The organism is Streptomyces sp. NPDC088706 (genome assembly GCF_044752765.1).
GTDB lineage: Bacteria > Actinomycetota > Actinomycetes > Streptomycetales > Streptomycetaceae > Streptomyces.
Map to the genome: position 1 here is coordinate 1 of NZ_JBIVLW010000025.1, position 23918 is coordinate 23918.

The window sequence follows — 23918 nt, forward strand, 5'->3', positions numbered from 1 at the left end:
CCGAATCACCCACCACCGCACGCAACACCCGCACGAACCGCTCCGCGAAACCCACCACCGAACCCCGGTCGAACAACTCCGTCGCATACTCCAGGGTGCAGAGCAGCCCCCCGCTCGACGGGTCGGCACCGAAGCTGAATTCCAGGTCGAACTTGGCGGTGTTCGACGTCGCCATCTCCATCGACGCGGTGATGCCCGGCAGTTCGACGTCCACCTGAGCCGTGTCCTGCCAGGCGAACATCACCTGGAACAGTGGGTGATAGGCCCGGGAACGCTCGGGGTTCAGCGTCTCCACCAACCGCTCGAACGGCACGTCCTGGTTGTCATAGGCGGCGAGCGCCTTGCCACGCACCCGCTCCAGCACCTCGTCGAACGTCGGATTGCCCGACAGATCGACACGCAGCACCCACGTGTTAACGAAGAAGCCGACCAGACCCGCCAGCGCCTCGTCATTACGACCCGCGATCGGCGAACCGATCGACACATCCTCACCACCACCGAGCTGCCCCAACAACACCGCCAGCACGGCCTGGAGGACCATCGGTTCGGACGCACCGGTGCGCTGTGCCAACGCCCGGACGTCCGCACGGTCGGAGGCATCGACGGTGAACCGCAGGACTCCACCGTCGTGCCCGGGCACCAGGGGGCGCGGGCGGTCCGTCGGCAGCGGGAGCTGCTGCGGAGCTCCCGCCAGCTCCTGCCGCCAGTAACCGAGTTGGCCGGCCATATCGCTCTCGGGGTCGTTCTCGTCGCCCAGCAGCTCCCGCTGCCACAGCGTGTAGTCCGTGTACTGCACCGGCAGCTCGTCCCACACCGGCGGCCGTCCCGCACACCGCGCCGAGTACGCCCGCGACAGATCCCCCGCCAACGGTCCCATGGACTCACCGTCGAAGGCGATGTGATGCATGACCAGTACCAGAAGGTGCCGGGCCGGCCCGGATCGCAGCAGCAGCGCACGCACCGGGATCTCGGCCGAGAGGTCGAACCGGTACCGCGCCGCCTCGGAGACAGCCGCCTCCTCGGCACCCGGCACGACCTCGCGCGTACGGAGGCCGAAGTCGAGGTCGGCCTCGGGGACGACCCGCTGGTAGGGCACACCGGACTCGTCCTCGACGAACACCGTCCGCAGACTCTCGTGCCGGACCACCACATCCCGCAGGGCCGCCTCCAAGGCGTCCACGTCGAGCGGGCCGTCGAGCCGCAGCACGACGGGAAGGTTGTAGGTGGCGGAGGGGCCCTCGAAACGGTGGAGGAACCACAACCGGCTCTGCGCGAAGGACAACTGGATCATTTCGCCTCTGCTTCCTTGGTCATCTGTTCGCGGACCGGGCCGGCCGGGGCACGCGCGGACGAGCACACTGCGTCAGCCCCCTGGGACTGACGCGGCCACGGCGATCCGAACTGCGGATAAACCGCAGCGGTACGGAGCAACGGAAATATCTGCGGTAATCCATCAACATGTCCCGACGCCTACACGCAGGCGTTCCGGTCAGGAGCGGTAAGGGTTCGCGAGTATCCAGGGAACGCCTTAAGGGACATCAATGGGCATGCATTCCCCGAGCTTCCGGCGTGGGCGCCGCACGGTCAAGCGGATTCACCCTCGTACCGCGCGGTCCCCGGGCATCCTGGTAATTCCGCTCCGCCCCGCCCTGCTGTCCCGTCGACCGGACAGCAGGGCGGCAGGGCGTCAGCAGGGACACGCACCAGCGTTGCCGACCAGTACTCTGCCCGCAGGAGCGCCGACCGGTTCACGAAATCGTTCGCCTCCGGCCCGGTCAGCACGTAGTGATATTCCGCGAAATCCGCTCGCCCCGTGCGGATCGGTCCGGGGCTCCGGACAATCGACCGGTACACACCACCGCGGGACGTGTCCGAGCGGCACCGCCGCTTATCCGCCCGCCCTTCAATTTCCCCGCGCCGTGCACATCGCACCGCGCGGTTGCGATGTGACACCACAGAGATTCATCCAGGTTGCATTGACTCAGAGACGCAGAGGTGCAGGAGATGGGCCGTCGATCGGACACCACAACCAGGGAACCGGCGCGCCAGGGCGCCGGTCGGGCACTGGCAGAGAGGGGCGTTCCCAGGGCGGCGCCCGTGACAGCGGGCGAGCAGGCGGAACTCACACGGGTCGGCATGGAGTCCCTGGGACGCACCGACCCCGAGCTGGCCGAGATGCTGGACGCAGAGGTGGCGCAGCAGCGGTCGACACTGGCCATGGTCGCGTCGGCGAGCATCGCGCACCCGTCGGTGCTGGCCGCGGGCGGGGCGGCACTGTCGAACGTCACGGCCGAGGGCTATCCGGGCGCCCGCTACCACCCCGGCGCCACCCAGTTCGACCGGGTCGAGAGGCTCGCGGTGTCGCGGGCCAAGCAGCTGTTCGGCGCGCAGTACGCGAACGTCCAGCCTCACTCCTGCTCCTCCGCCAATGTCGCCGTCCTGGCGGCGCTCGTCCCTCCGGGCGGCACGTTGCTCGCCCTTGACCTGGACGCCGGCGGGCATCTCACCCACGGATCCTCCGCTTCGGTGACGGGCCGTCACTTCAGCGCCGTACACTACGGTTTGGACACCACCGGCCGTATCGACTTCGGACAGGTCGAGGCCCTGGCCCAGGAGCACCGGCCGAAGGTGCTGATCGCCGGCGCGAGCGCGTACCCTCGCACGCTGGACTTCCCCCGCTTCCGCGAGATCGCCGACTCCGTCGGCGCGTTCCTCGTGGCGGACATCTCGCACATCGCGGGGCTGGTGGCCACCGGGGAGCACCCCAGTCCGATCGATGTCGCCCACGTCACGACGATGAGCACCTACAAGCAGCTGGGCGGTCCGCGCGGCGGGCTGATCCTCATCGGGCGCGAGCACCGCGCACCCGGCCCGGACGGGGCCACGCCCCTGTTCCGGCTGATGCAGCGCGCGGTGTTCCCCCAGTTCCAGGGCACGCCGAGCCCGGCCTCGATCGCCGCGAAGGCGCGGGCGTTCGCGGTTGCGTCGGGCCTGGAGTTCTTCCGTACCACGCAGTTGATCGTGGACGACGCCCGACGTCTGGCGGAAGAGCTGTCCGGGCTCGGCCACCGGGTGCTCACCGGCGGCACCGACAACCACATGATACTGACAGACGTGACCGTGCACGGGCTGACAGGCGTCATCGCCGAACGCGCCCTGGAGCACTGCGCGATCCTCGCCAACCGCAACCGGATCCCCGGTGATCGAAAGCCGCCGCTCGTCACCAGCGGCCTGCGGCTCGGCACGAACATTCTGGCACAACGCGGTATGGGCCCGGACCTGATGAAGGAGTGCGCGCACCTGCTCCACGCGGTGCTCTCGGCCACAACCGCGGTCAACGACACGGAGTTCCGCATCGATCCCCTGGTCGCCGAGGAGGTCCGTTCAGCCGTCGAGGAACTGTGCGCCCACCACCCTCTGCCATCCGCCCTGCCCGAATCCACACCGGCGACGGGTGCGGGCCGGTGAGCGTCGCTTCTCCGCTCGGGGACGTCACGGGCGACATCTCTGTGCTCATGCCCTCCGACCGGCCGCGGCGGCCGGACGCGCGGCCCCGGTGCTCGGCGGTGGTGCGAGGGGAGTCCGTGTTCCCCGGGACGCTCGACGGGGCCGCGCCGGAAGAGATCCTGCTGGCGGGGTTCGCCTCCCTCCTCCACCGCTGCACCGGCCAGCAGACGATCGGGCTGCGCAGGACGGAGGGCTCGGACCCGGCAGTCGGCGCGCGGGTGACGTTCGGTCCTGGCTCAGGACTGCGCTCCGTGGCGGCGGCCGTCGCCACGGACCCGGACGGGGTCCGCGCATCGGTGGGCATCCACTTCGCGCGCGCTGACGACGACACCTCCCCGGCCCCGGGCACCGAGCTTGAGCTCGTTGTCCGCCCGGATCCGGCAGCGGGGGTCCGCCATCTCGAACTGCACTACGACGAAAGCCTCTTCGACAGGGACACAGCAGCCCGCTGGCTCGGCCACTGCGTGACGCTGATCGGCGACGGCATCCGCTCACCGGACGCCCCGGTCCGGCGCCTGCGGCTGATGGACGAGGCGCAGCTGCACCGGGTCCTGGTGGAGTGGAACCGAACCGGGACCGATCTGCCCCAGGACGTCTGCCTGCACCAGGCGTTCGCAGCGCGGGCAGCGGCGGCACCCGACGCCCTCGCCCTCGTCCACGCCGAGGAGCGGTGGTCGTACGGCCAGGTCGACACCGAGGCCAACCGGCTGGCGCACCATCTGCGTTCCCTGGGCGTCGGACCCGACGACCGGGTGGGCCTGTGCCTGGACCGGTCGCCCGGCCTGCTGATCGCCCTTCTCGGCGTGCTGAAGGCCGGCGGAGCGTACGTGCCCCTCGACCCGGCCTACCCGGCGCGCCGTATCGCGGCGATGGTGGAGGGCACTTCCTGCTCGGTGATGATCAGCCGCACCGATCTGGCGGGCGGGCTTCCGGAGGCGAGGACCGCCGGCAGCACTCCGCTGGTCCTCCTGGACCGGGACGCGGCCGTGCTGGCGGCGGCGGCCGGCAGCGCCCCGGACGCCCCGTGCGACCCCGAGCACCTCTGCTACATCATCCACACCTCTGGATCCACGGGGACACCGAAGCCGATCGCCCTGCGGCACCGCGGAGTCATGAACAACCTGGCCGACCTCAACACCCGGTTCGAGGTGGGCCCCGGCGATGCTGTCCTGGCGCTCTCCTCGCCGAGCTTCGACATGTCGGTGTACGAGTTCCTCGGCCTCACCGTCGCCGGTGGCACCGTGGTCCTCCCGGAGGCGTCGCGGGTGCACGATCCCGAGCACTGGATCGAGCTGATCCGGACGCACGGGGTCACGGTCTGGAACTCCGCTCCGGCGCTGCTCGGGCTGTTGGCGGACGCCGTGGAGCAGACGGGCGCCGAGCCGTTCCCGCAACTGCGCCTGGCACTGCTCGGCGGCGACTGGGTGCCGGTGCCTCTGCCCGGCCGGGTCCGCGGGTTCGCTCCCGGGCTCCGGTTCGTCGTGATGGGCGGCGCCACCGAGGCGTCGATCCATTCGACCCTCTTCGAGGTCGAGGACACGGACCCCGAGTGGAAGAGCATCCCCTACGGCCGCCCGATGGCCAACCAGCGCGTCTACATCCTCGACCCCGACCTGCAACCTGTGCCGCCCGGGGTGGCCGGCGAGCTCTACCTGGCGGGCACCGGCCTGGCCCGCGGCTATCTGGGGCAGCCCGAACGTACGGCGGAGCGCTTCGTCGAGTGGTCGTACGGCGAGGTCCGCGACGAGCGTCTGTACCGGACCGGGGACCTCGCACGCTACGACGGCGGCGGCCTGATCGAGTTGCTCGGCCGGATCGACTTCCAGGTGAAGGTGAACGGGCTGCGGGTGGAAGTCGGTGAGGTCGAGGCCGTCCTGCGCACCGCGCCCGGAGTACGGCAGACGGCGGTGGCAGCCCGGGGTGGGCGGCTCGTCGGTTACGTCGTCCCCGTGAACCCGGCGACGGCGGCGGGCCCGTGGACCGCGGACCTGCGTGCCCGCACAGCCGAACGGCTGCCGTCGTACATGGTCCCGCAGGCGATCGTGGTTCTGGAGTCCCTGCCGCTCACGCCGAACGGCAAGCTGGACCGTGCGGGCCTGCCCGAGCCCCCTGCGGACGACGCCGCGTACCGTGCTCCACGCACCGGTCCCGAGGAGATCCTGACGGCCGTCTTCGCCGACGTCCTCCGCAGGGAGCGGGTAGGGATCGACGACGACTTCATCGCGCTCGGCGGTGACAGCGTCCGCGCCATCCAAGTGGTGACCCGAGCACGGGCGCGGGGCCTGGAGGTGACGGCGCGGCAGGTCCTGGAACACCGCACCGTGGCCGCCCTGGCGCCCGTCGCGGGGCACCGGGTCCCCGACGACACCACCGGTGCGCCGCACGGGCCCCTGGTAGCGGTGGGCGAGCAGGACCTGAGGAGATGGCGAACGCGCCACCCCGGCCTCGCGGAGGTCTGGCCGCTGACCCCCATGCAGGCCGGCATGCTTTTCGACTCGATGCTCAACGACACGGGCCGGGACACCTACCACGTACAGACGCTGTACCGCCTGACGGGGAGGATCGACTCCACGGCGCTGCGCACGGCCGCCTCGGCTCTGTTCGAACGACACCCGGCGCTGCGCGCCGCGTTCGTCCGGGACGACACGGACGAACTCGTGCAGATCGTGGTGGACGGGATCGCGCTGCCGTGGCGGGAGATCGATCTCGGCGTCCTCCCGGACGACGAGCGCGAGAAGGCGTTCCGGCGTTGGCTCGCGAAGGACCGGGCGGACCGCTTCGACCTGGCCCGTCCGCCGCTGCTTCGCATGACACTGGTGCGGTTCGACCGCGACCGGGCGGTGCTGGTGCTCAGCGCACATCACGCGCTGCTCGACGGCTGGTCGGAGCAGGTGCTGGGGCAGGACCTGCTCCGGCTCTGTGCGGCGGGAGACGAACCGGCCGCCCTTCCGGCGGCCGGTGGCTTCCGCGACTTCCTGGCGTGGCTGACCCGGCAGGACGCCGAGGCGAGCGCGCGTGCCTGGGCGACGGAGCTCGACGGGGTGGGCACCCCGACGCTGATGGCGCCCGGAACTCCGGCGCACGCGTACCCGCGGGCGAAGGGGGTCGACGAGGTGGTGATCGCGCTGTCTTCCCGGGAGCGCGAGGCCTTGGCAGGTGTCGCGGGGCAGGGCATCACGGTCAATACCCTGGTCCAGGGTGCCTGGGCCGTGCTGCTGTCCTCCTTCACGGGCCGCGAGGACGTCGTCTTCGGGGCCACGGTATCGGGCCGGCCGGGAACGCTCGCCGGGGTGGAGTCGACCGTGGGACTGTTCATCAACACCATCCCGGTCAGGGTCGAATGTACGGCCGACCGGTCGGTGGGAACCCTGCTGGCCCGCCTCCAGGAGCGCCAGACCGCCCTGCTGGACCACCACCATCGCGCCCTGAGCGACATCCACCGGGACACCGGAACGGAGGCGCTGTTCGACACGCTGCTCGTGTTCCAGTCCTATCCGGCGGATCCGGCCGGGGAAGAGACGACCGCGGCAGCCGGTTTCGAGATCACGGGCGTCGAGTCACTGGGCGGAGTCAACTACCCACTGGCCCTCTTCGTGGAGCGTGACCGGATGACGCTCCAGTACCACCGCGACCGGTTCAGCCGAAGCGCCGGCCAGGCGATCGCCGATCGGTTCCGTGCGATCCTGGCCCAGCTGACCGCTCATCCGGCCGGGTCGGTGGGGAACGTGCGAGGCGCCACGGAAGCCGAGCGCGGACTGCTGGCCGCCCGCCCGGCCGAACCCGGTACTCCCCCGGCCGAACCCGGTACGCCCCCGGCCGTACCGGGGCCCGCAGTGGGCGGGTACCGGGCGGGGCGTACCCCGCGGGAAGTGGCGCTGTGCGAGCTGTTCGCCGAGGTCCTCGCTGTCGATCGGGTAGGCATCGACGATCGCTTCCCCGACCTCGGGATGAACTCCCTGCTGGCCGGGCGCCTGGTCAGCTCCCTCCGCAGGCAGCTGGGCCTCACGGTGTCCATCCGGATGGTCTTCCAGCACCCGACGATCGCGCAGCTCGCGGAGCACGTACAGGCGGGGGAGGCCAAGCCGAAGCCACGGCTGCGCAGAATGACGCGATAACCGGTTGCCACGCGACGTGGCCGGTACCTGTCCGGACCTGACGCCGGGCAGGTACCGGCCCACGTCCGCACAGCTGCGCGTTCCCCCCACCCCGGCCTGCCGAGCGGCGTGGGCACCCCCGGCCCCTCGCGGCACCGTCCCGGACCGAACCGGTCTCTCACCGCCTCCCTGCCGTACCTGGTGATGCCACTATGGCGCACCTATGCGCCACCGCCGCTCCGGGGCGGCAGGCAACCTGTCCGCCATCACAGGCATCACCGTCGAACACGCCCTCACCGACACAGACGCCGGACACGGCTGCGGCGGGCGGCCCAGGCATGCAGGGATGTCGGCCTTCGGCTTACGCAGAGTGTCCGAAGATCTACTCCCCGCAGAGACCCGCCCCCCGCTAATGTGGCGCCACATGGCGTCACAGCGAGCGGGACAGCTCACGCCCCACTTCCCTGAGTCCGGGAGGCGGGGCCGCCTCCCAGCGGCAGCGGCACTCCCGGCGTCCGGTCCGGCACCCGGAGACGCCTGCGGCGCGCGGCGAACACTCGGTCGGGGCAGAACTTCCGGAAGGGCCAGGCCGTGCTGACATTCGACACACCCGGGCCGATCCGGGCGGTTCTCCAATTGACCTTCGGCCGGGTCTGGATCCATGCGACGGACCGGGGGGACACCACTGTCGGCATGTACCCACGCGACCCCGACGACCCGGCCGACGTCCGCATGGCCGAGGAGGCCCGCGTCGACTACCGGAGCGGCCGTCTGCTCGTGAGCGTGCCGGAGCCCCACAAGGGTTCCGGCGCGGCCGGTGCGGTGACCGTCGTGGTAGAACTGCCCACCGGCTCAAGCATCCACGGCGACGCGGTGGCCACGGATTTCTGGTCCAAGGGGACCCTGGACGAGTGCCGCCTGGCAACCGGACTCGGTCACATCCGGCTCGACCGCACAGGCGCCGCACATCTCAGCGCGGCCCTCGGTGAGGTCACGGTCAACCACGCGACCCGAAGCCTTGAGGTGACGGCCGAGAGCGGCGACGTGCGGGTCCACCGGATCGACGGCAGAGCGACCGTCAGGACCACCGGTGACGGCGACATCACCATCGACCACGTTACCGGAGTGGCCCGCGTCCACGCGGAGACCGGTGACATCCGCATCGGCTCCGCGCACGCCGGCGTGGACGCCCGGACGACCCAGGGGAACATCTGCCTGGAAAAGGTCGTCCGCGGGTCCATCTCGGCCGATGCCACCTTCGGGGCAATCGATATCGGCATCGCCGAGGGAACAACAGCACAGTGGGACCTGGACTGCGGGGCCGGCAAGGTATATAAGGCCCTTTCCCTGCTGGAGAGCCGACCACCGTCCGACGAACACATCCACGTGCACGCCCGTACAGTCATCGGCGACATCGTGGTGCACCGTTCACCCGCGGGCCCCGGGCGGCCCGATTGACGGCACCCGGAGCTGTGCCCCCTGCCCCTGTCCCGTCGGCAGGACAGCACAGATCCGCCCAGAAAGAGCACAGCCCCTTGAAGGGATTTCCGATGCCCACTAAGTTGGCGCCCCGGTGAGTTCCGGATAAATAGCAGCTCATGCGTCCAGGCAGACAACGGATTCGCTCGAGACCATCAGTCGCGTCATGAAGCACCGGTATTCCCGGCCTGCGTCCTCTTCGATTACGGTCATCAACTCGTAGAAGATTCCGCGGCAGCCCTGTCACAGCCACGCCAAGGGAGAATTTTCCATGGGTACTTCTGATATCGAGACTTACGACCTGGTCGGTGTCGGATTCGGACCGTCGAATCTGTCGCTCGCCGTCGCCCTGGAAGAACACCGGGAGAACACCCCGGGGCAGCCGCTGAAAGCCGCCTTCTTCGAACGGCAGCCCTCGTTCGGCTGGCACCGCAACATGCTGCTCCCCAACACGACCATGCAGATCTCCTTCCTCAAGGACCTGGCCACCTTCAGAAATCCAGTCTCGCGGTACAGCTTCGTGTCCTATCTGCACGCGGCAGGACGACTGACCCAGTTCGTGAACAACAAGGAATTCTTCCCGACCCGCCAGGAATTCCATCAGTACCTGGAGTGGGTGGAATCCAACTTCAGCCACCAGGTCTCGTACAGCTCCGAGGTCACCGCCCTGCGGCTACCGGAAGGCAACGGCACTGTCACGCCGGATTACGTTCAGGTCGAGGTCAGGGACACGACCGGCTCGGGTTCGCGACTCGTCAACGCCCGCAATCTGGTCATCTCGACGGGTCTTGTTCCTCGCATGCCCGACGGCATTCAGCGGGACGAGCGGGTCTGGCACAGCTCGGAGTTCCTGGAGCGCTTCCGCGCCATGAACGGCGACGACCTCAAGAACGTCGCGGTGGTGGGAGCCGGCCAGAGCGCGGCCGAGATAGCCCGCTTCTTCCACGACACGCTGCCGCACGCACAGGTGACCGCGGTGATCCCGTCGTACGGATACTCCGTCGCGGACGACACACCCTTCGCCAACCAGGTCTTCGACCCGAGCGCGGTCGACGACTACTACTTCGGCACCGAGCTGACCAGGGAAGCGTTCTGGCGCTACCACAAGAACACCAACTACTCGGTGGTGGACGACGAGTTGATCAGGGACCTGCACAAGCGCTCGTACCAGGAGGACGTCAGCGGCAGCAAGCGCCTGCGGTTCTTGAACCTGACCCGGGTGGCAGCGGTGCGGCGCGCCGGCACCGAGACCCGGGTGACCCTGCGGTCCCTGATCGAAGGCGAGTCGCGGGAGCTGGAGACCGACGTCCTCGTCTTCGCCACCGGTTACGACTCCATGGAGCCGGGCCGGCTTCTGGGCGATCTCGGCCGGCACTTCCAGCTCGACGGGGAGGGCCTCCACCGGGTCGAGCGGAACTACCGGATCGCCACCGCCGGCACCCTGCCGTTCGACGTATACCTCCAGGGCGGCACCGAACACACTCATGGACTGACGTCTTCGCTCCTTTCCAACCTCGCCATCCGTAGCGGCGAGATCGTCGAGTCGGTGGTCCGCCGACGGGCCCAGCGCGAGTTGACCCGCCGCACCCCCGTGACAGCGGGCGAAAGCGCGGGCTGACCCTGCCTCCCTGCCCACCCCAGGACGTCCCCTCGGCGCTGCCGACGGGACGTCCCGCCTTTCCCGCAGCCCGCGAGACCGCGCCGCGTCCGCTCCCGGCCGCGCCACCCGAGCCGGCCTGACGCCATCGGAAGGCAGTTTGGCGCCAAGCTGGACTCACGTGCGTTCCTTCGACACCTACCTGCTCCAGCGGTGGCAAGGCGACCGGGCGACCCATGGTGACAGCTTGCGTTGGAGCCAAAGCGGTGCCATCATGATGCCATGGACTTGGCGCGATACATCGACAACTTGCGACGGGAGCTCTCGGTCGCGGCCGAGACTGGAGGTGAGGAGGAGCGCATTCTCGCCGAGCGACTCGTCGCGCAGCTCTCGTCGTCGATCCAGCTGACACTGCTGGAGGTCCTGTCGGACGCGTCGGACGAAATCTCCCGGGAGCTCATGCCCGGATCCGTCGAAATCCGGCTCCGGGGGCTCGATCCAACGTTCATCGTCACTCTTCCACCCGAGGATCACGGGTACGACGAGGCGGAGGACGAGGGGTTCGATTCCATGAGCGCCACGGTGGCGCCACCAGGTCCGGCCACGGCGCCGTCCTCGCCGAACGGCGAGGGTGGAGCCACCGCCCGTATCAACTTCCGGCCTCCGGAGTATCTCAAAACCGCGATCGAGGAAGCCGCCAGCCGTGAACGGCTGTCGGTGAACGCCTGGCTGGTGAGAGCGGTCTCCTCGATGCTCGAGCCGAGCGACCTCAACCGCCCCCAACGCCGTGCCCAGCGGCGTGCGCCGCGTCAGGTCCAGCGCTACACGGGATGGGTGAAGTAGCCGCCCGGCCCGCGAGGCACCGTCTCATCCTCCTTCTCCCACCACAGGGACACCACTCGTCCTCCCCCGGAGCGCAGTCATGCCTGTTTTCGACACGTCACTACCGGTTTCCGTGACCATGGAACTCGGGGTCGGGCACGTTCGTCTGCACGCGAAGCACCGCGATGACACCGTCGTGGTCGTGGTGCCGAGCGACGCCAAGAACGAGGCGGACGTCAAGGCCGCCGAGCAGACCGTGGTGGAGTACGGGAATCAGAGACTGCTCGTCAAGGCGCCCAAGCAGCGCGGACTGTTCGGTCGGATCGGATCGATCGACATCACGATCGACCTGCCGCACGACTCGGAGCTCTCCGCCACAGCCCGGGAGGCCTCGTTCTACAGCACCGGCCGGCTCCTGAGCTGCCGCATCAAGACCTCCACCGGCGATGCCCAGTTCGAGGAGGCCGGGTCGTTGGTGGTGACCACGGGGGTCGGCGACATCAGCATGGACCGGGCCGACGGTCCGACCGAGGTGACCACAGGTTCCGGAGCGGTCCGGATCCGTGAGCTCGTCGGAACGGCCGTGCTCAAGAGTTCCAACGGATCCATCGTGGTCGACCGAGCATGCCAGTCCCTGGAGGCCAAGGCGGCCAACGGGGACATCCGGATCGGTGAGATCGTGCGCGGTTCGATTGTGCTCGGGACATCGATCGGCCAGCTCGAGATCGGCATCGGACCGGACACCTCGGCGCGGCTCGACATCCGTTCCGTTTCCGGGAGTATCCACAACTTCATGACCCCGACCGACGGCCCCGAGCCGTCCGACGAGACCGCCGAAGTGTTCGCCAGCACGACGGTCGGCGACGTCACCATCCGCCGCAGCACAAGACCACGCGGCTGACCGGCCGGACTCCTTCGTCCCCGGCCTGCTGAACAGCCCTCGGCCACAAGCCCGGTGAACCGCCTTCCCGTAGGTCCGCCGTGTCCGCTCCCGGCCCCGACGCGCACTTGTGCGCCGTCCACCGCCTTCGGGACCCGCCCCCCGCACGTCACGGCGGGGCACGCCCACCGGGCCGGCTTCGCCATGCCTGCGGACCGCCGACGAACCGCGCTACGACCCGAAGATCCCCGGGGCACGCCCTTGCTCGACGCATCCCATGCACGTGTCCCTCCGCACAAGGAGCCCATCATGAGTGAAGCAAAGAAGTTAACCGCGCAGAACCCTGTGGACCCCCCTCGGGGGGACACGCCCGCCGCCCCTGGCAGGACCCCGAAGGAGGCGTGGCTGAGCCTGGTCACCGTCGGCCTGGGCATCATGATGGTGCAGCTGGACGGAACGGTGGTCGTCGTCGCCAACCCCGCCATCGCGGAGGACCTCGACGCGGGGCTCAACAGCCTTCAGTGGGTGATGACGGGCTATCTGCTCGTGCTGGCCGGTCTGCTCATCCCCGCAGGCAACCTGGTCGACAAGATCGGGCGCAGGAAAGGCCTGGTCATCGGCCTCGTCGGCTTCACGGCAGCGTCGATGCTGTGCGCGGCGGCCAACACCATCGAGCTGCTCATCGGGGCTCGTGTCCTCCAGGGCGTCTTCGGCGCCATGCTCATCCCGGCGGCACTCGCGGTCATCAAAGCCGCGTTCCCACCGGAGAAACTGGCCATGGCCATCGGCCTGTTCAGCGGTGTCACCGCGATCTCCCTGGCGGGCGGTCCGCTGCTCGGCGGTGTGATGGTCGAGCACCTCACCTGGCCGTGGGTGTTCCTGATCAACCTGCCGTTCGGTGTGCTCAGCGTGGTGCTGGCGATGGTCTTCATCAAGGAGTCGAAGCAACAGGACCCACAGCCGCTCGACCTTCCCGGCGGCTTGACCCTCTCCCTCTCGATCGTCAGCCTCGTCTGGGCGCTGACGCATGGTCAGGAAGACGGCTGGGGTTCCGTCAGCACCCTCGGCTACATCGGTCTCGGCCTGCTGCTGCTCCTGGCATTCATCATCCTCCAGATGAAGCGCGCCCATCCCATGGTGCCGCTGGAGCTGTTCCGGATCCGCTCCCTGTGGGTGGGTTGTCTACTGATGATCGTCACGATGTTCGCCTTCTACGCGATCATCTACTACCTGAACTTCTTCCTCCAGGGCATGCAGGGCAAGAGCCCGATGAGCGCGTCCGTCGCGCTGCTTCCGCTGACGCTGACCTTCATCATCTCGGCGCCGCTGGGCGGCTGGGCCACGGAGAAGTTCGGTGTGAAGGGCTCCCTGTCGTTCGGTGCCCTGTGCATCGCCGGCACATCCCTGCTCCTGCTCCGGCTGAACGGCGACTCGGGCCTGCTCACCCTGGGCCCGCCGCTGGTGCTCGGTGGTGTCGGCGTCGGCTTCATGATGGTCGCGGCGACGCAGGCGATCGTCGGCAGTGCTCCGGCCGACCAGGCAGGCACCGCCTCGGGCATGCAGCAGTCCATGTCACAGCTCGGCAGCCTGATGGGCACGGCGGTGTTCGGTGCCATCATCTCGGCACTGGTCAACGCCCGCTTCGCCGGCAAGATGGACTCGGCGTTCGGCGGCGACGGCGGCCAGACCGTCGACCAGCTCGCGGACGACAAGCAGGTCCAGAAGCTCGTCGAACTCGGCTTCCCGCCCAGTGCCCGCTCCGCGCTGGAATCGGAGCTGACAAGCGCCGGCATGAGTGCGGAGCAGGTCAAGGAGTTCTCCGCGACCGTCACCCAGGCCGCCCATGACACCTTCATCAGCGGCCTGCACACGGTCTTCCTCATCAGCGCGGCCGTCGCGGTGTTCGCAGCGCTGCTGTCGCTGCTGGTATCCAACAAGGACACCAAGGGCGACCAGATGGCCGCGTTCGTCTAGAACCGATCGGATCGGCCGCGGCGGTCACTCGACCGAGGGATCGCCGTGCGTGCCGGAGAAGCCCAGACGACGTGGCTTCTCCGGCACGTACTTTGTGTGATGGGACGCGGACGACCCGGCCGGCACGGCCGGTCGGCACCGGCCTTAGCGACGACCGGCCCGACCGCACCTGGGGCCCTGATCCACACGTCGCTCTCTCCTCACGCCATCAGGCTCTGACCGCTCGTTCGATCAACGTCAGCGCCCGGTGCGGGAGTTCTTCCCGGTCACGGTGGCCGCCGCCGAGCCACCGGACGCGCGGGTCGCGGCGGAACCAGGAGTCCTGCCGGCGCGCGAAGCGCTTGGTGGCGCGCACGGTCTCGGCCCGCGCGTCCTGCTCGGTGCACTCCCCCGCGAGCGCCGCGAGGATCTGCTGGTAGCCGAGGGCCCGTGAGGCGGTGAGGCCCTCGCGCAGTCCGTGCGCCTCCAAGGCGCGCACCTCGTCCACGAGCCCGGCCTCCCACATCCGGTCGACCCGCAGGGCGATGCGTTCGTCCAGCTCGGGGCGGTCGACGTCGACGCCGATCTGGAGGGCGTCGTAGACCGGCTCGTCGCCGGGGAGGTTGGCGGTGAAGGGCTTGCCGGTGATCTCGATGACTTCGAGGGCGCGGACGATGCGGCGGCCGTTGCTCGCGAGGATGGACCGGGCGGCCTCGGGGTCCGCGGCGGCGAGCCGCTGGTGCAGGAAGCCGGGGCCCCGGTCGGCCAGCTCCCGCTCGAGCCCGGCGCGCACCTCGGGGTCCGTACCGGGGAACTCGAGGGCGTCGATGGCGCCCTTCACGTACAGCCCGGACCCGCCCACCAGGACGGGCGTACGGCCCTGGGCGAGCAGCCGGTCGATCTCCAGCCGGGCGAGGCGCTGGTACTCGGCGACGCTGGCGGCCTCGGTGACGTTCCAGATGTCCAGCAGGTGGTGCGGGACGCCCGCGCGCTCGGCGGGCGTCATCTTCGCCGTACCGATGTCCATCCCGCGGTAGAGCTGCATGGAGTCGGCGTTGACGACCTCGCCGCCGAGTTCCCGGGCGAGGAAGACCCCCAGATCGGATTTTCCGGCCGCGGTGGGGCCGACGACGGTGATGACACGGGGGGCTGGGACGGGACGGTTCACCGGGACAGTCTCCCAAATATCCGGGGCCTTCCCGCACACACCCGGGATCCCGGCGGGGCCGGAGGAGAACGCTAAAGGGCGAGTAAAGTCGGCAGGAAGGGGCAGGTGACGGACAATGGGGGCGGGAGAACGCTCCCGCGGACAGTCCTCTCTGCACGGAAGGTGACCCAATGGGGTTCCTGGACAACCTGAAGGCCAAGCTGGGACCGGCCAAGGAAAAGGTCGGCGACCTCGCGCAGCAGCACGGGGGCAAGATCGAGCAGGGCCTCGACAGGGCCGCGCGCACGGTCGACCAGAAGACCAAGGGCAAGTACAGCGACAAGATCGACACGGGTACGCGCAAGGCCAAGGAAGCCGTGGACAAGCTGGGGCAGAAGGACGGCGGCCCCGGAGGTACGCACGGTACGCCCGGCACGCATGGCACCCCCGGTGCTCCGGGCACGCATGGCACCCCCGGCGCTCCGGGTACGCCCGGCGCCCCCGGCAGCACGCCGCCTCCGCCGCCGCCCGCCTACTGACCTGGCGCAGCGCGAGGCGCGACGGCGGTACCGGATCTCCGGTGCCGCCGTCGGTCCGTTCAGGACCAGACGGCGATGGTGTAGCCGACCCCGTAGGGCGCGTCCTCGTACAGCAGCCGCCCCCCGAGGCCCGCTCCCCGTGCGGCGCCGCTGAGGATCTGCCAGGGGGCCCGGCCCGCCGCCTTCAGCTCGTACGCCACCGAGGCGTCCAGCGCGTCGAGTGCGGCGAGGTCGGCGGCGCCCAGCGCCGCGGTGGCCCGGGCGTCGAAGGCCTCGGCCCGCTCGTCCAGGTAGCCGGGAGCCTTGAGCGTGCGGCAGGCGCTGCCGTCGCCCATCACCAGGAGCGCGACGCGCCCGGCGCGGGCGGCCAGCTCCTCACCGGCCCGGGCGCACTCCGCGGCGGGGCGGCGTTCGTCCACCGTGAGTCCCTCGACCGGCGCGCCCGCCCAGCCGGCCCGGTCCAGCAGCCACGCGCCGACGGTCAGGGAGTCCGGCAGCGGCGGTTCCTGCGCGGCCGGGCCCGGCTCGCCCAGGGTGACGTCCAGGTCGACGCCGAAGCCGCGGAAGGTGCCGTGCCCGCCCGCCGGACAGCGCCGGTCCTCCCCCGCCCCCACGACCACCAGCAGATCGGGACGGGAGGCGGCGAGCACCCCGACGGCATCGAGGCACGCGGCGCGCGCGATGTCGAGTTCGGGAGCGGCTCCGGCGGCGACCTCGGGCACCAGGAGCGGCGGACACGGGCACACGGCGGCGGCGACAAGCATGCCGGTCAGCGTACTTGCCGGGGACGCCGGCCGAGTCCGGAGCCGTCAGCCGATCCCGCAGGCCGGTGCGGCGGCGGTCGGGAGCGGGGCCGGGGCGCCGATGGTGGGGAGGCCGAGCATCACTCCGGCCGGCTTGGCGGCGGCCGCCGCCGTGCGCTTCTCCCAGGCGTCGCCCGCGCGGGTGGCCCGTACGGCGAGGGGGGTGCCCTCGGCGAGCAGGTGGTGCGGGGCGGCGTAGGTGACCTCCACGGTCACCACGTCGCCGGGGCGCACGTCCTGGGCGGGCTTGGTGAAGTGGACGAGGCGATTGTCGGGGGCGCGGCCGGAGAGGCGGTGGGTGGCGCCGTCCTTGCGGCCCTCACCCTCGGCGACCATGACCTCCAGGGTGCGGCCGACCTGCTTCTTGTTCTCGTCCCAGGAGATCTGCTCCTGGAGGGCGGACAGGCGCATGTACCGCTCCTGCACGACCTCCTTGGGGATCTGGCCGTCCATGTCGGCGGCGGGGGTCCCGGGGCGCTTGGAGTACTGGAAGGTGAACGCGTTGGCGAAACGGGCCTCGCGGACCGCGTGCATCGTCTCCTCGAAGTCCTCCTCGGTCTCGCCGGGGAAGCCCACGATGATGTCGGTGGAGATGGCGGCGTCCGGCATCGCGGCGCGCACCTTCTCGATGATCCCGAGGAAGCGCTCCTGCCGGTAGGAGCGACGCATCGCCTTCAGGACGCGGTCCGAACCGGACTGCATCGGCATGTGGAGCTGCGGCATCACGTTGGGCGTCTCGGCCATGGCGGCGATGACGTCGTCGGTGAAGTCGCGGGGGTGCGGCGAGGTGAAGCGGACGCGCTCCAGGCCCTCGATCTTCCCGCAGGCGCGCAGCAGCTTGGAGAAGGCCTCGCGGTCACCGATGTCGGAGCCGTAGGCGTTGACGTTCTGGCCGAGCAGGGTGATCTCGGACACGCCCTCGGCGACCAGGGCCTCGATCTCGGCCAGGATGTCGCCGGTGCGGCGGTCCTTCTCCTTGCCGCGCAGGGCCGGGACGATGCAGAAGGTGCAGGTGTTGTTGCAGCCGACGGAGATGGAGACCCACGCGGCGTAGGCGGACTCGCGGCGGGTGGGGAGCGTGGAGGGGAAGGCCTCCAGGGATTCGGCGATCTCGATCTGCGCCTCCTCCTGGATGCGGGCGCGCTCCAGGAGGACCGGCAGCTTGCCGATGTTGTGCGTACCGAAGACGACGTCCACCCAGGGGGCCCGCTTGACGATGGTGTCGCGGTCCTTCTGGGCGAGGCAGCCGCCGACGGCGATCTGCATCCCGGGGCGCTTGGTCTTCATCGGAGCGAGCCGGCCGAGGTTGCCGTAGAGCTTGTTGTCGGCGTTCTCGCGCACCGCGCAGGTGTTGAAGACGACGATGTCGGCGTCGCCGTCGGCGCCCTCGGGGGCCCGTACGTAGCCGGCGTCCTCCAGGAGACCCGACAGCCGTTCGGAGTCGTGGACGTTCATCTGGCACCCGTAGGTGCGCACCTCGTAGCTCTTCTGGACGTCCACTGCTTCGCTCCGGTTGCCGCTGCTCATGTGACCAGGGTAGGCGGTTGCCGGGCGCGCCCCTCCCGTGCCCGGCCCGCCCTCGCGCCCGGCCTGGCCAGTAGGGCGGTGAGCTGGCAGGATCGCGCGCATGTTCCACGCTCTGTCCCGATTCGGCCGACGCCGCACCCTTCAGACTGGCGCCGCGCTCGCGGTCGTGCTCGGGCTGCTCGCGTGGTGGCTCCTTCCGCTGGGGGAACGGACCCCGAGCGGGACGCTGACCTTTTCCACGGGGGTGCCGAGCGGCGTCTACCAGCGCTACGGGGAACGGCTGGAAGGCGCTCTTGCCAAGGACATGCCGGAGGTGTCGATAAAGCTCCGCAACAGCGAGGGCTCCCAGCAGAACCTGGCGCGGGTGGCCGAGGGTGAGGCGGACTTCACCATCGCCACCGCCGACGCCGTGGCGACCTATCTGAGCAACGGCAGGCCCGGCGCCCACCGGCTGCGGGGCTGTGTGCGGCTCTACGACGACTACGTCCAGCTCGTGGTCGCGCGCAACTCCCCCATCACCAGCATCGACGACCTACCGGGCAAGCGGGTCGGCGTCGGCCAGCAGGGCTCCGGGGTCCGGCTGATCGCGGACCGCCTCATGAACGCCGCGGGGATCCATCCGAAGCGGGACGTGACGGCGGTGTCGGCGGGCATCGACACCATGCCGGACCGGTTGGTCAGCGGTGATCTCGACGCCTTCTTCTGGTCCGGCGGACTGCCGACCGGGGCGGTGCAGCAGCTGGCGGAGCGGTTCGCCGTCCGGCTGGTCCCGCTGGAGGACGCGCTGATCAAGAAGCTGCAGTCGGCGGGCGGCTCCACCCGCTACTACCGGTCGGCCGTGATGCCCGCCGACGCCTACCGCTACGCCCAGCAGGGCCAGTCGGTCACCACCGTCGCCGTCGCCAATCTGCTCGTCACCACGGACCGTACGGATCCGGCCATGACCGAGGCGTTCACCCGGACCGTGATCAACAGCCGGGACCGGATCGGCCGCGAGGTGCACGCGGCGCAGCTGGTGGACCTGCGGACGGCGATCTACACGGACCCGCTGAAGGTGCACGAGGGCGCCAAGCGTTACTACCGCTCGGTCAAGCCCTGAGCCGGTGCCTACTCGGAGCGAGCGTCCGCGACAGGCGCGTCCGCCGGTTGTGGAGCGCCCGCGAGACTCAGGGGGGGTCCGCGAGACTGAGGGAGTCCGCGTGAGGCTCAGGGGACCCGCGTGAGGCTCAGGAGGTCCGCATGAGGCTCAGGGGATGTGCGGCAGCTCGCGCGGCACCGAGACGGTGACCCGCAGGCCGTGCGGCTCGTGGTGTTCGTACGTGATCGAGCCGCCGCCCGCGGCGAGCAGCACCCGGGAGATGGAGAGGCCGAGCCCCGACCCGCTCACGTTCTGGTGGCGGGTGCTGCGCCAGAAGCGGTCCCCGACGCGTTCCAGCTCCTGCTCGGTGAGGCCGGGCCCCAGGTCGGCGACCACGACGGTCGTCGCGGTGGTTCCGGGGGCGACCTTGACCCGTACGTCCTGGCCGGCCGGGGTGAACTTCAGGGCGTTGTCGATGACCGCGTCCAGCGCGCTGGAGAGGGCCACGGGGTCGGCCCAGGCGGTCGCCGCCGGGGCACCGTCCTGGATGAGGCGCACGCCCTTCCCGTCCGCCATCGGGCGCCAGGAGGCGACGCGCTCGGCGGTGAGCGGGACGATGTCGATCAGCTGGAGGTCCGCCTCGGCGTGCTCGGCCAGGGCCAGGTCGAGCAGGTCGTCCAGGACCCGGGCGAGCCGCTTGCCCTCGGTGCGTACGGCGGCGATCTCCTCGTTGCCCTCGGGCAGTTCCAGGGCGAGGAGTTCGATGCGCAGGAGCAGGGCGGCGAGCGGGTTGCGCAGTTGGTGCGAGGCGTCGGCGACGAAGGCCCGCTGCTGTTCCAGCACGTCCTCGACGTTGTCGGCCATCTCGTTGAAGGACCGGGCCAGCCGTCTCAGCTCCGGCGGACCGCCCGCGGCCGCGACCCGGGAACGCATGCGGCCCACAGCGATGTCGTGGGTGGCCGCGTCCAGGACCCGTACCGGCAGCAGCACCCAGCCGGTGAGCCGGACGGCGGCACCGACCGCGACCAGCATGGCCAGGGCCTCGCCGACCGCGATCAGCAGCCAGGTCCGCAGGATCCGGGAGCGCATCTCGTCGGTGGGCGAGTCGATGACGACCACGGCGACGACGTCACCGTCGCGCACGACGGGCGAGGCGACGACGACGCGGCCGTCCTGCCAGGGCCAGACCTGCGGGGGGTCGTGCGAGCGGCGGCCGAGCAGCGCCTCGCTGAAGGCCGTACGCCCCTCCCCCTCGGTGGGCAGCGTCCAGGTGTCGGGGGCCTTGGCCAGGGCCACGTCGTTGGGGTGGAAGACGCCGGCCCGGATGCCGTACACCGCGGCGTAGACCTCCAGGTCGGTGACGAGCGTCAGACGGTGCTCGTCGTTGGCCGCGACGTCGGCGGTGATGGATTGGGCCAGGGCCGCGAAGCGGGCGGTGTCGTCGATCCGGTCGATGACCAGGCGCTGCTGCTCGGCGGCGGCCACGCTCACGGCGAGCGGGAAGCCGAGGGTGAGCAGGACAGCCGCCATGAGGGCGATGAGCAGCGGAAGGAGGCGGGCGCGCACCGGGGAGGTACCCGCCTGTCACGCGGACGGCGCGACGAGCCGGTAGCCGACGCCCCGCACGGTCTCGATGAGGGCGGGCAGCCGCAGCTTGGAGCGCAGCGAGGCGACGTGCACCTCCAGCGTGCGCCCGGTCCCCTCCCAGCTGGTGCGCCAGACCTCGCTGATGATCTGCTCGCGGCGGAAGACCACGCCGGGCCGCTGCGCGAGGAGGGCCAGCAGGTCGAACTCCTTGCGGGTGAGCTGGACTTCGGCGCCGTCGACGCTGACGCGCCTGGTGGGCAGCTCGATCTGGACGGAGCCGAGCCGCAGGGCGGCGACCGGCGTGGGTGCGGTGTCCTCGCCGCTGGTGGTGCGCCGCGCGACCGCGTGGATGCGGGCCAGCAGCTCACCGGTGTCGTAGGGCTTCACCACGTAGTCGTCGGCGCCGAGGTTGAGGCCGTGGATGCGCGAGCGCACGTCGGCACGGGCGGTCACCATGATCACCGGGGTCGCGGTGCGCTTGCGGATCTTGCCGCACACCTCGTAGCCGTCCTGGTCGGGCAGGCCCAGGTCGAGGAGGATGACCCCGAAGGGCTCCTTCTCCGCGGGCAGCAGCGCGCGCAGGGCCTCCTCGCCGTTGCGGGCGTGGACGACCTGGAATCCGTGCCGGGCGAGCACGGCGGACAGGGCCGCCGCGACATGGTCGTCGTCCTCGACGAGCAGCAGTCTCATGGCCCTCCTCTCCGTCTCCCCGAGCCCCGGGACGTGTCACCGGGCGTTACTCAAGTGTCGCCCCGCTTCACCCGGAGAATCTCCGGCGGAACTTTCCGTTCAGCGGTGCTTCACGTCTTTTGCCGCACAGGGCATCCACGCCGATGACCGGTACGCCAGTCAAGGGGTTGCCGGTTGCAGCGGGGTATCCGTTACGCACCCGGTACGCCCCGGCACCCTTCGGGGCGTCCCCTTCACACGGAGTGTCCGGTTGCCGCCGGATCGTTATGCTCAATTTCCGCTCAGATGTAATGACGCTGGTCGCACCGCGTCATTAGTGTCCTTGGCACCCGAGGAGGACGGAGCAAGAAGCCGATGAGCGGAGTTTCAGTGACCAAGGCCGCCGAGGATGCCGCGCCCGCGGGCGACGACCTTGTCGTACTGAGCAACGTCAACAAGCACTTCGGCGCGCTGCATGTGCTCCAGGACATCGACCTGACCGTCGCCCGTGGCGAGGTCGTGGTCGTCATCGGGCCCTCCGGGTCCGGGAAGTCCACGCTGTGCCGCACGATCAACCGCTTGGAGACGATCGATTCGGGTGCGATCTCGATCGACGGCAAGCCCCTGCCCCAGGAGGGCAAGGAGCTGGCGCGACTGCGCGCCGACGTGGGCATGGTCTTCCAGTCGTTCAATCTCTTCGCCCACAAGACGGTGCTGGAGAACGTCATGCTGGGCCAGACCAAGGTCCGCAAGGCCGACAAGAAGGCCGCGGAGGAGAAGGCCCGGACCCTGCTCGACCGGGTGGGCGTCGGCGTCCAGGCCGACAAGTACCCGGCACAGCTCTCCGGTGGCCAGCAGCAGCGCGTGGCGATCGCGCGCGCGTTGGCGATGGACCCGAAGGTCATGCTCTTCGACGAGCCCACCTCGGCTCTCGACCCTGAGATGATCAACGAGGTCCTCGAAGTCATGCAGCAGCTGGCCCGGGACGGGATGACGATGATCGTCGTCACCCACGAGATGGGCTTTGCCCGTTCGGCCGCCAACCGCGTGGTGTTCATGGCGGACGGGAAGATCGTCGAAGAGGCCACGCCCGAGCAGTTCTTCAGCAATCCGCGCAGCGACCGGGCCAAGGACTTCCTGTCGAAGATCCTTCACCACTGACGACAACGACCTACGGCATAAGGAAATCTCACATGAAGCTCCGCAAGTCGGCCGCCGTCGCGGCCATCGCTGTGCTCGCCCTGACCGCGACCGCGTGTGGTGGCAAGGAGGGTTCCGCCGGTGACAAGCCGGGCGGCACCAAGCCCGGTTCCTCCGAGGCCCCGGCGCTGCCCACGTACACCGTGGCCAAGGACGTCGCCCTGGACTCCCCGGTCTTCAAGAAGGCCAAGCAGCGCGGCAAGCTGATCATCGGCGCCAAGGCCGACCAGCCCTACCTCGGCTTCGAGGACCAGTCGACCAAGGAGCGCTCCGGCTTCGACATCGAGATCGCCAAGATGATCGCGGCTGACCTCGGCTTCTCGGAGAAGCAGATCGAGTGGAAGACCGTCGACTCCGGCATCCGTGAGACGGCGATCTCCAAGGGTCAGGTCGACTACTTCGTCGGCACCTACACGATCAACGACGAGCGCAAGAAGCAGGTCGGTTTCGCCGGCCCGTACTACAAGGCGGGCGCCGACCTCCTGGTCCGCAAGGACGACTCGTCGATCACCGGCAAGGACTCGGTGAAGGGCAAGAAGGTCTGCTCGATCGTCGGTTCCACGCCGCTCCAGGAGATCAAGAAGCCGGCGTACGGCGCGAACGTCGTCGAGCTGGCCAAGTACTCCGACTGCGTGCAGCAGGTGCTGACCAAGCAGGTCGACGCCCTCACCACGGACGACTCGATCCTCAAGGGCTACGCGGCCGCCAACCCCGACAAGCTCAAGGTCGTCGGCAAGCCGTTCACCGAGGAGCCGTACGGTGTCGGCCTGAACAAGGACGACAAGGTCCTGCGCGACGCGATCAACGACTCGCTGGACAAGCACGTCAAGGACGGCACGTACAAGAAGATCTACGAGGCCACGCTGGGCCTGTCCGGTTCGGACTACACCGAGCCGCCGGCGATCGAGCGCTACTGACGCCGTCCGCCGATCCCCGGCCGACGCCCCGTCACTGACGCACCGCGTGTGACTCAGGCGTCCCGTACGCCGCCGCCGCTCCTGTGGGCCACGGCGAGCGTACGGGGCGCCCCTTCCCC

Annotated in this window: 17 protein-coding genes; 11 read left to right on the forward strand and 6 right to left on the reverse strand. The window is 69.8% G+C overall.

The annotated features are described in order from the left end of the window. Positions 1-1291: condensation domain-containing protein (locus tag ACIQAK_RS31435; RefSeq protein WP_366392522.1), on the reverse strand; the 1291-nt coding region annotated here is incomplete at its 3' end. Between the two features lie 845 nt (positions 1292-2136). Between ACIQAK_RS31435 and glyA the strand changes: the two genes are divergently transcribed. The 7 genes from glyA to ACIQAK_RS31470 all read left to right on the forward strand — a co-directional run bounded on the left by glyA (position 2137) and on the right by ACIQAK_RS31470 (position 14353). After that, complete coding sequence (glyA, locus tag ACIQAK_RS31440; RefSeq protein ID WP_366392521.1) at positions 2137-3468, forward strand: serine hydroxymethyltransferase; 1332 nt, start codon at positions 2137-2139, stop codon at positions 3466-3468. Positions 3469-3584: 116 nt separating this feature from the next. Further along, complete coding sequence (locus ACIQAK_RS31445; RefSeq protein WP_366392520.1) at positions 3585-7622, forward strand: amino acid adenylation domain-containing protein; 4038 nt, start codon at positions 3585-3587, stop codon at positions 7620-7622. Positions 7623-8294: 672 nt separating this feature from the next. Continuing rightward, positions 8295-9059 carry a DUF4097 family beta strand repeat-containing protein gene (locus tag ACIQAK_RS31450; RefSeq protein WP_366392519.1) on the forward strand — a complete coding sequence of 255 codons (765 nt, stop codon included), beginning with the start codon at positions 8295-8297 and terminating at the stop codon, positions 9057-9059. Between the two features lie 292 nt (positions 9060-9351). Further along, entirely contained in the window at positions 9352-10698 is a 1347-nt protein-coding gene (locus tag ACIQAK_RS31455; protein ID WP_366392518.1) for a lysine N(6)-hydroxylase/L-ornithine N(5)-oxygenase family protein, read from the forward strand. A 261-nt stretch (positions 10699-10959) separates the two neighbouring features. Then, the gene (locus ACIQAK_RS31460; protein WP_366392517.1) at positions 10960-11520 is read left to right on the forward strand and encodes a hypothetical protein; all 561 of its coding nucleotides are present in this window, start codon (positions 10960-10962) and stop codon (positions 11518-11520) included. Positions 11521-11638: 118 nt separating this feature from the next. Then, positions 11639-12400 (forward strand): DUF4097 family beta strand repeat-containing protein, encoded by a 762-nt coding sequence (locus ACIQAK_RS31465; RefSeq protein ID WP_366392524.1) that lies wholly within the window; start codon positions 11639-11641, stop codon positions 12398-12400. Positions 12401-12688: 288 nt separating this feature from the next. Next, positions 12689-14353: an MFS transporter gene (locus ACIQAK_RS31470; protein ID WP_366392516.1), complete on the forward strand. Its 1665-nt coding sequence runs from the start codon at positions 12689-12691 to the stop codon at positions 14351-14353. 208 nt (positions 14354-14561) lie between these two features. Here ACIQAK_RS31470 and miaA read toward each other — a convergent pair whose 3' ends face one another. Further along, complete coding sequence (gene miaA / locus ACIQAK_RS31475) at positions 14562-15500, reverse strand: tRNA (adenosine(37)-N6)-dimethylallyltransferase MiaA (protein ID WP_366392515.1); 939 nt, start codon at positions 15498-15500, stop codon at positions 14562-14564. 170 nt (positions 15501-15670) lie between these two features. On the opposite strand from miaA, the gene ACIQAK_RS31480 reads away from it, so the two are divergent. Next, a complete protein-coding gene (locus ACIQAK_RS31480) occupies positions 15671-16018 on the forward strand; it encodes an antitoxin (RefSeq protein WP_366392514.1) in 348 nt (115 codons plus the stop codon). A 59-nt stretch (positions 16019-16077) separates the two neighbouring features. Here ACIQAK_RS31480 and ACIQAK_RS31485 read toward each other — a convergent pair whose 3' ends face one another. Together ACIQAK_RS31485 and miaB are read right to left on the reverse strand one after the other, a co-directional pair. After that, positions 16078-16782: a class III extradiol dioxygenase subunit B-like domain-containing protein gene (locus tag ACIQAK_RS31485; RefSeq protein ID WP_366392513.1), complete on the reverse strand. Its 705-nt coding sequence runs from the start codon at positions 16780-16782 to the stop codon at positions 16078-16080. Between the two features lie 45 nt (positions 16783-16827). Continuing rightward, entirely contained in the window at positions 16828-18348 is a 1521-nt protein-coding gene (gene miaB, locus ACIQAK_RS31490) for a tRNA (N6-isopentenyl adenosine(37)-C2)-methylthiotransferase MiaB (protein WP_366392512.1), read from the reverse strand. Positions 18349-18448: 100 nt separating this feature from the next. Here miaB and ACIQAK_RS31495 point away from each other — a divergent pair, with 100 nt between their 5' ends. After that, positions 18449-19447 carry a TAXI family TRAP transporter solute-binding subunit gene (locus ACIQAK_RS31495; protein ID WP_366392511.1) on the forward strand — a complete coding sequence of 333 codons (999 nt, stop codon included), beginning with the start codon at positions 18449-18451 and terminating at the stop codon, positions 19445-19447. Between the two features lie 147 nt (positions 19448-19594). Here the strand turns inward: ACIQAK_RS31495 and ACIQAK_RS31500 are convergent, their stop codons facing one another. Next, on the reverse strand, positions 19595-20992 hold the full coding sequence (locus ACIQAK_RS31500) for a HAMP domain-containing sensor histidine kinase (protein ID WP_366392510.1): 1398 nt from the start codon (positions 20990-20992) through the stop codon (positions 19595-19597). 18 nt (positions 20993-21010) lie between these two features. Beyond that, the gene (locus ACIQAK_RS31505) at positions 21011-21703 is read right to left on the reverse strand and encodes a response regulator transcription factor (protein ID WP_366392509.1); all 693 of its coding nucleotides are present in this window, start codon (positions 21701-21703) and stop codon (positions 21011-21013) included. Positions 21704-22057: 354 nt separating this feature from the next. Between ACIQAK_RS31505 and ACIQAK_RS31510 the strand changes: the two genes are divergently transcribed. Both ACIQAK_RS31510 and ACIQAK_RS31515 read left to right on the forward strand, forming a co-directional pair. After that, positions 22058-22843, forward strand: coding sequence for an amino acid ABC transporter ATP-binding protein (locus ACIQAK_RS31510; protein ID WP_366392508.1), 786 nt, complete (start codon positions 22058-22060; stop codon positions 22841-22843). 32 nt (positions 22844-22875) lie between these two features. Further along, on the forward strand, positions 22876-23799 hold the full coding sequence (locus ACIQAK_RS31515; protein ID WP_366392507.1) for a glutamate ABC transporter substrate-binding protein: 924 nt from the start codon (positions 22876-22878) through the stop codon (positions 23797-23799). Positions 23800-23918: the final 119 nt, after the last annotated feature.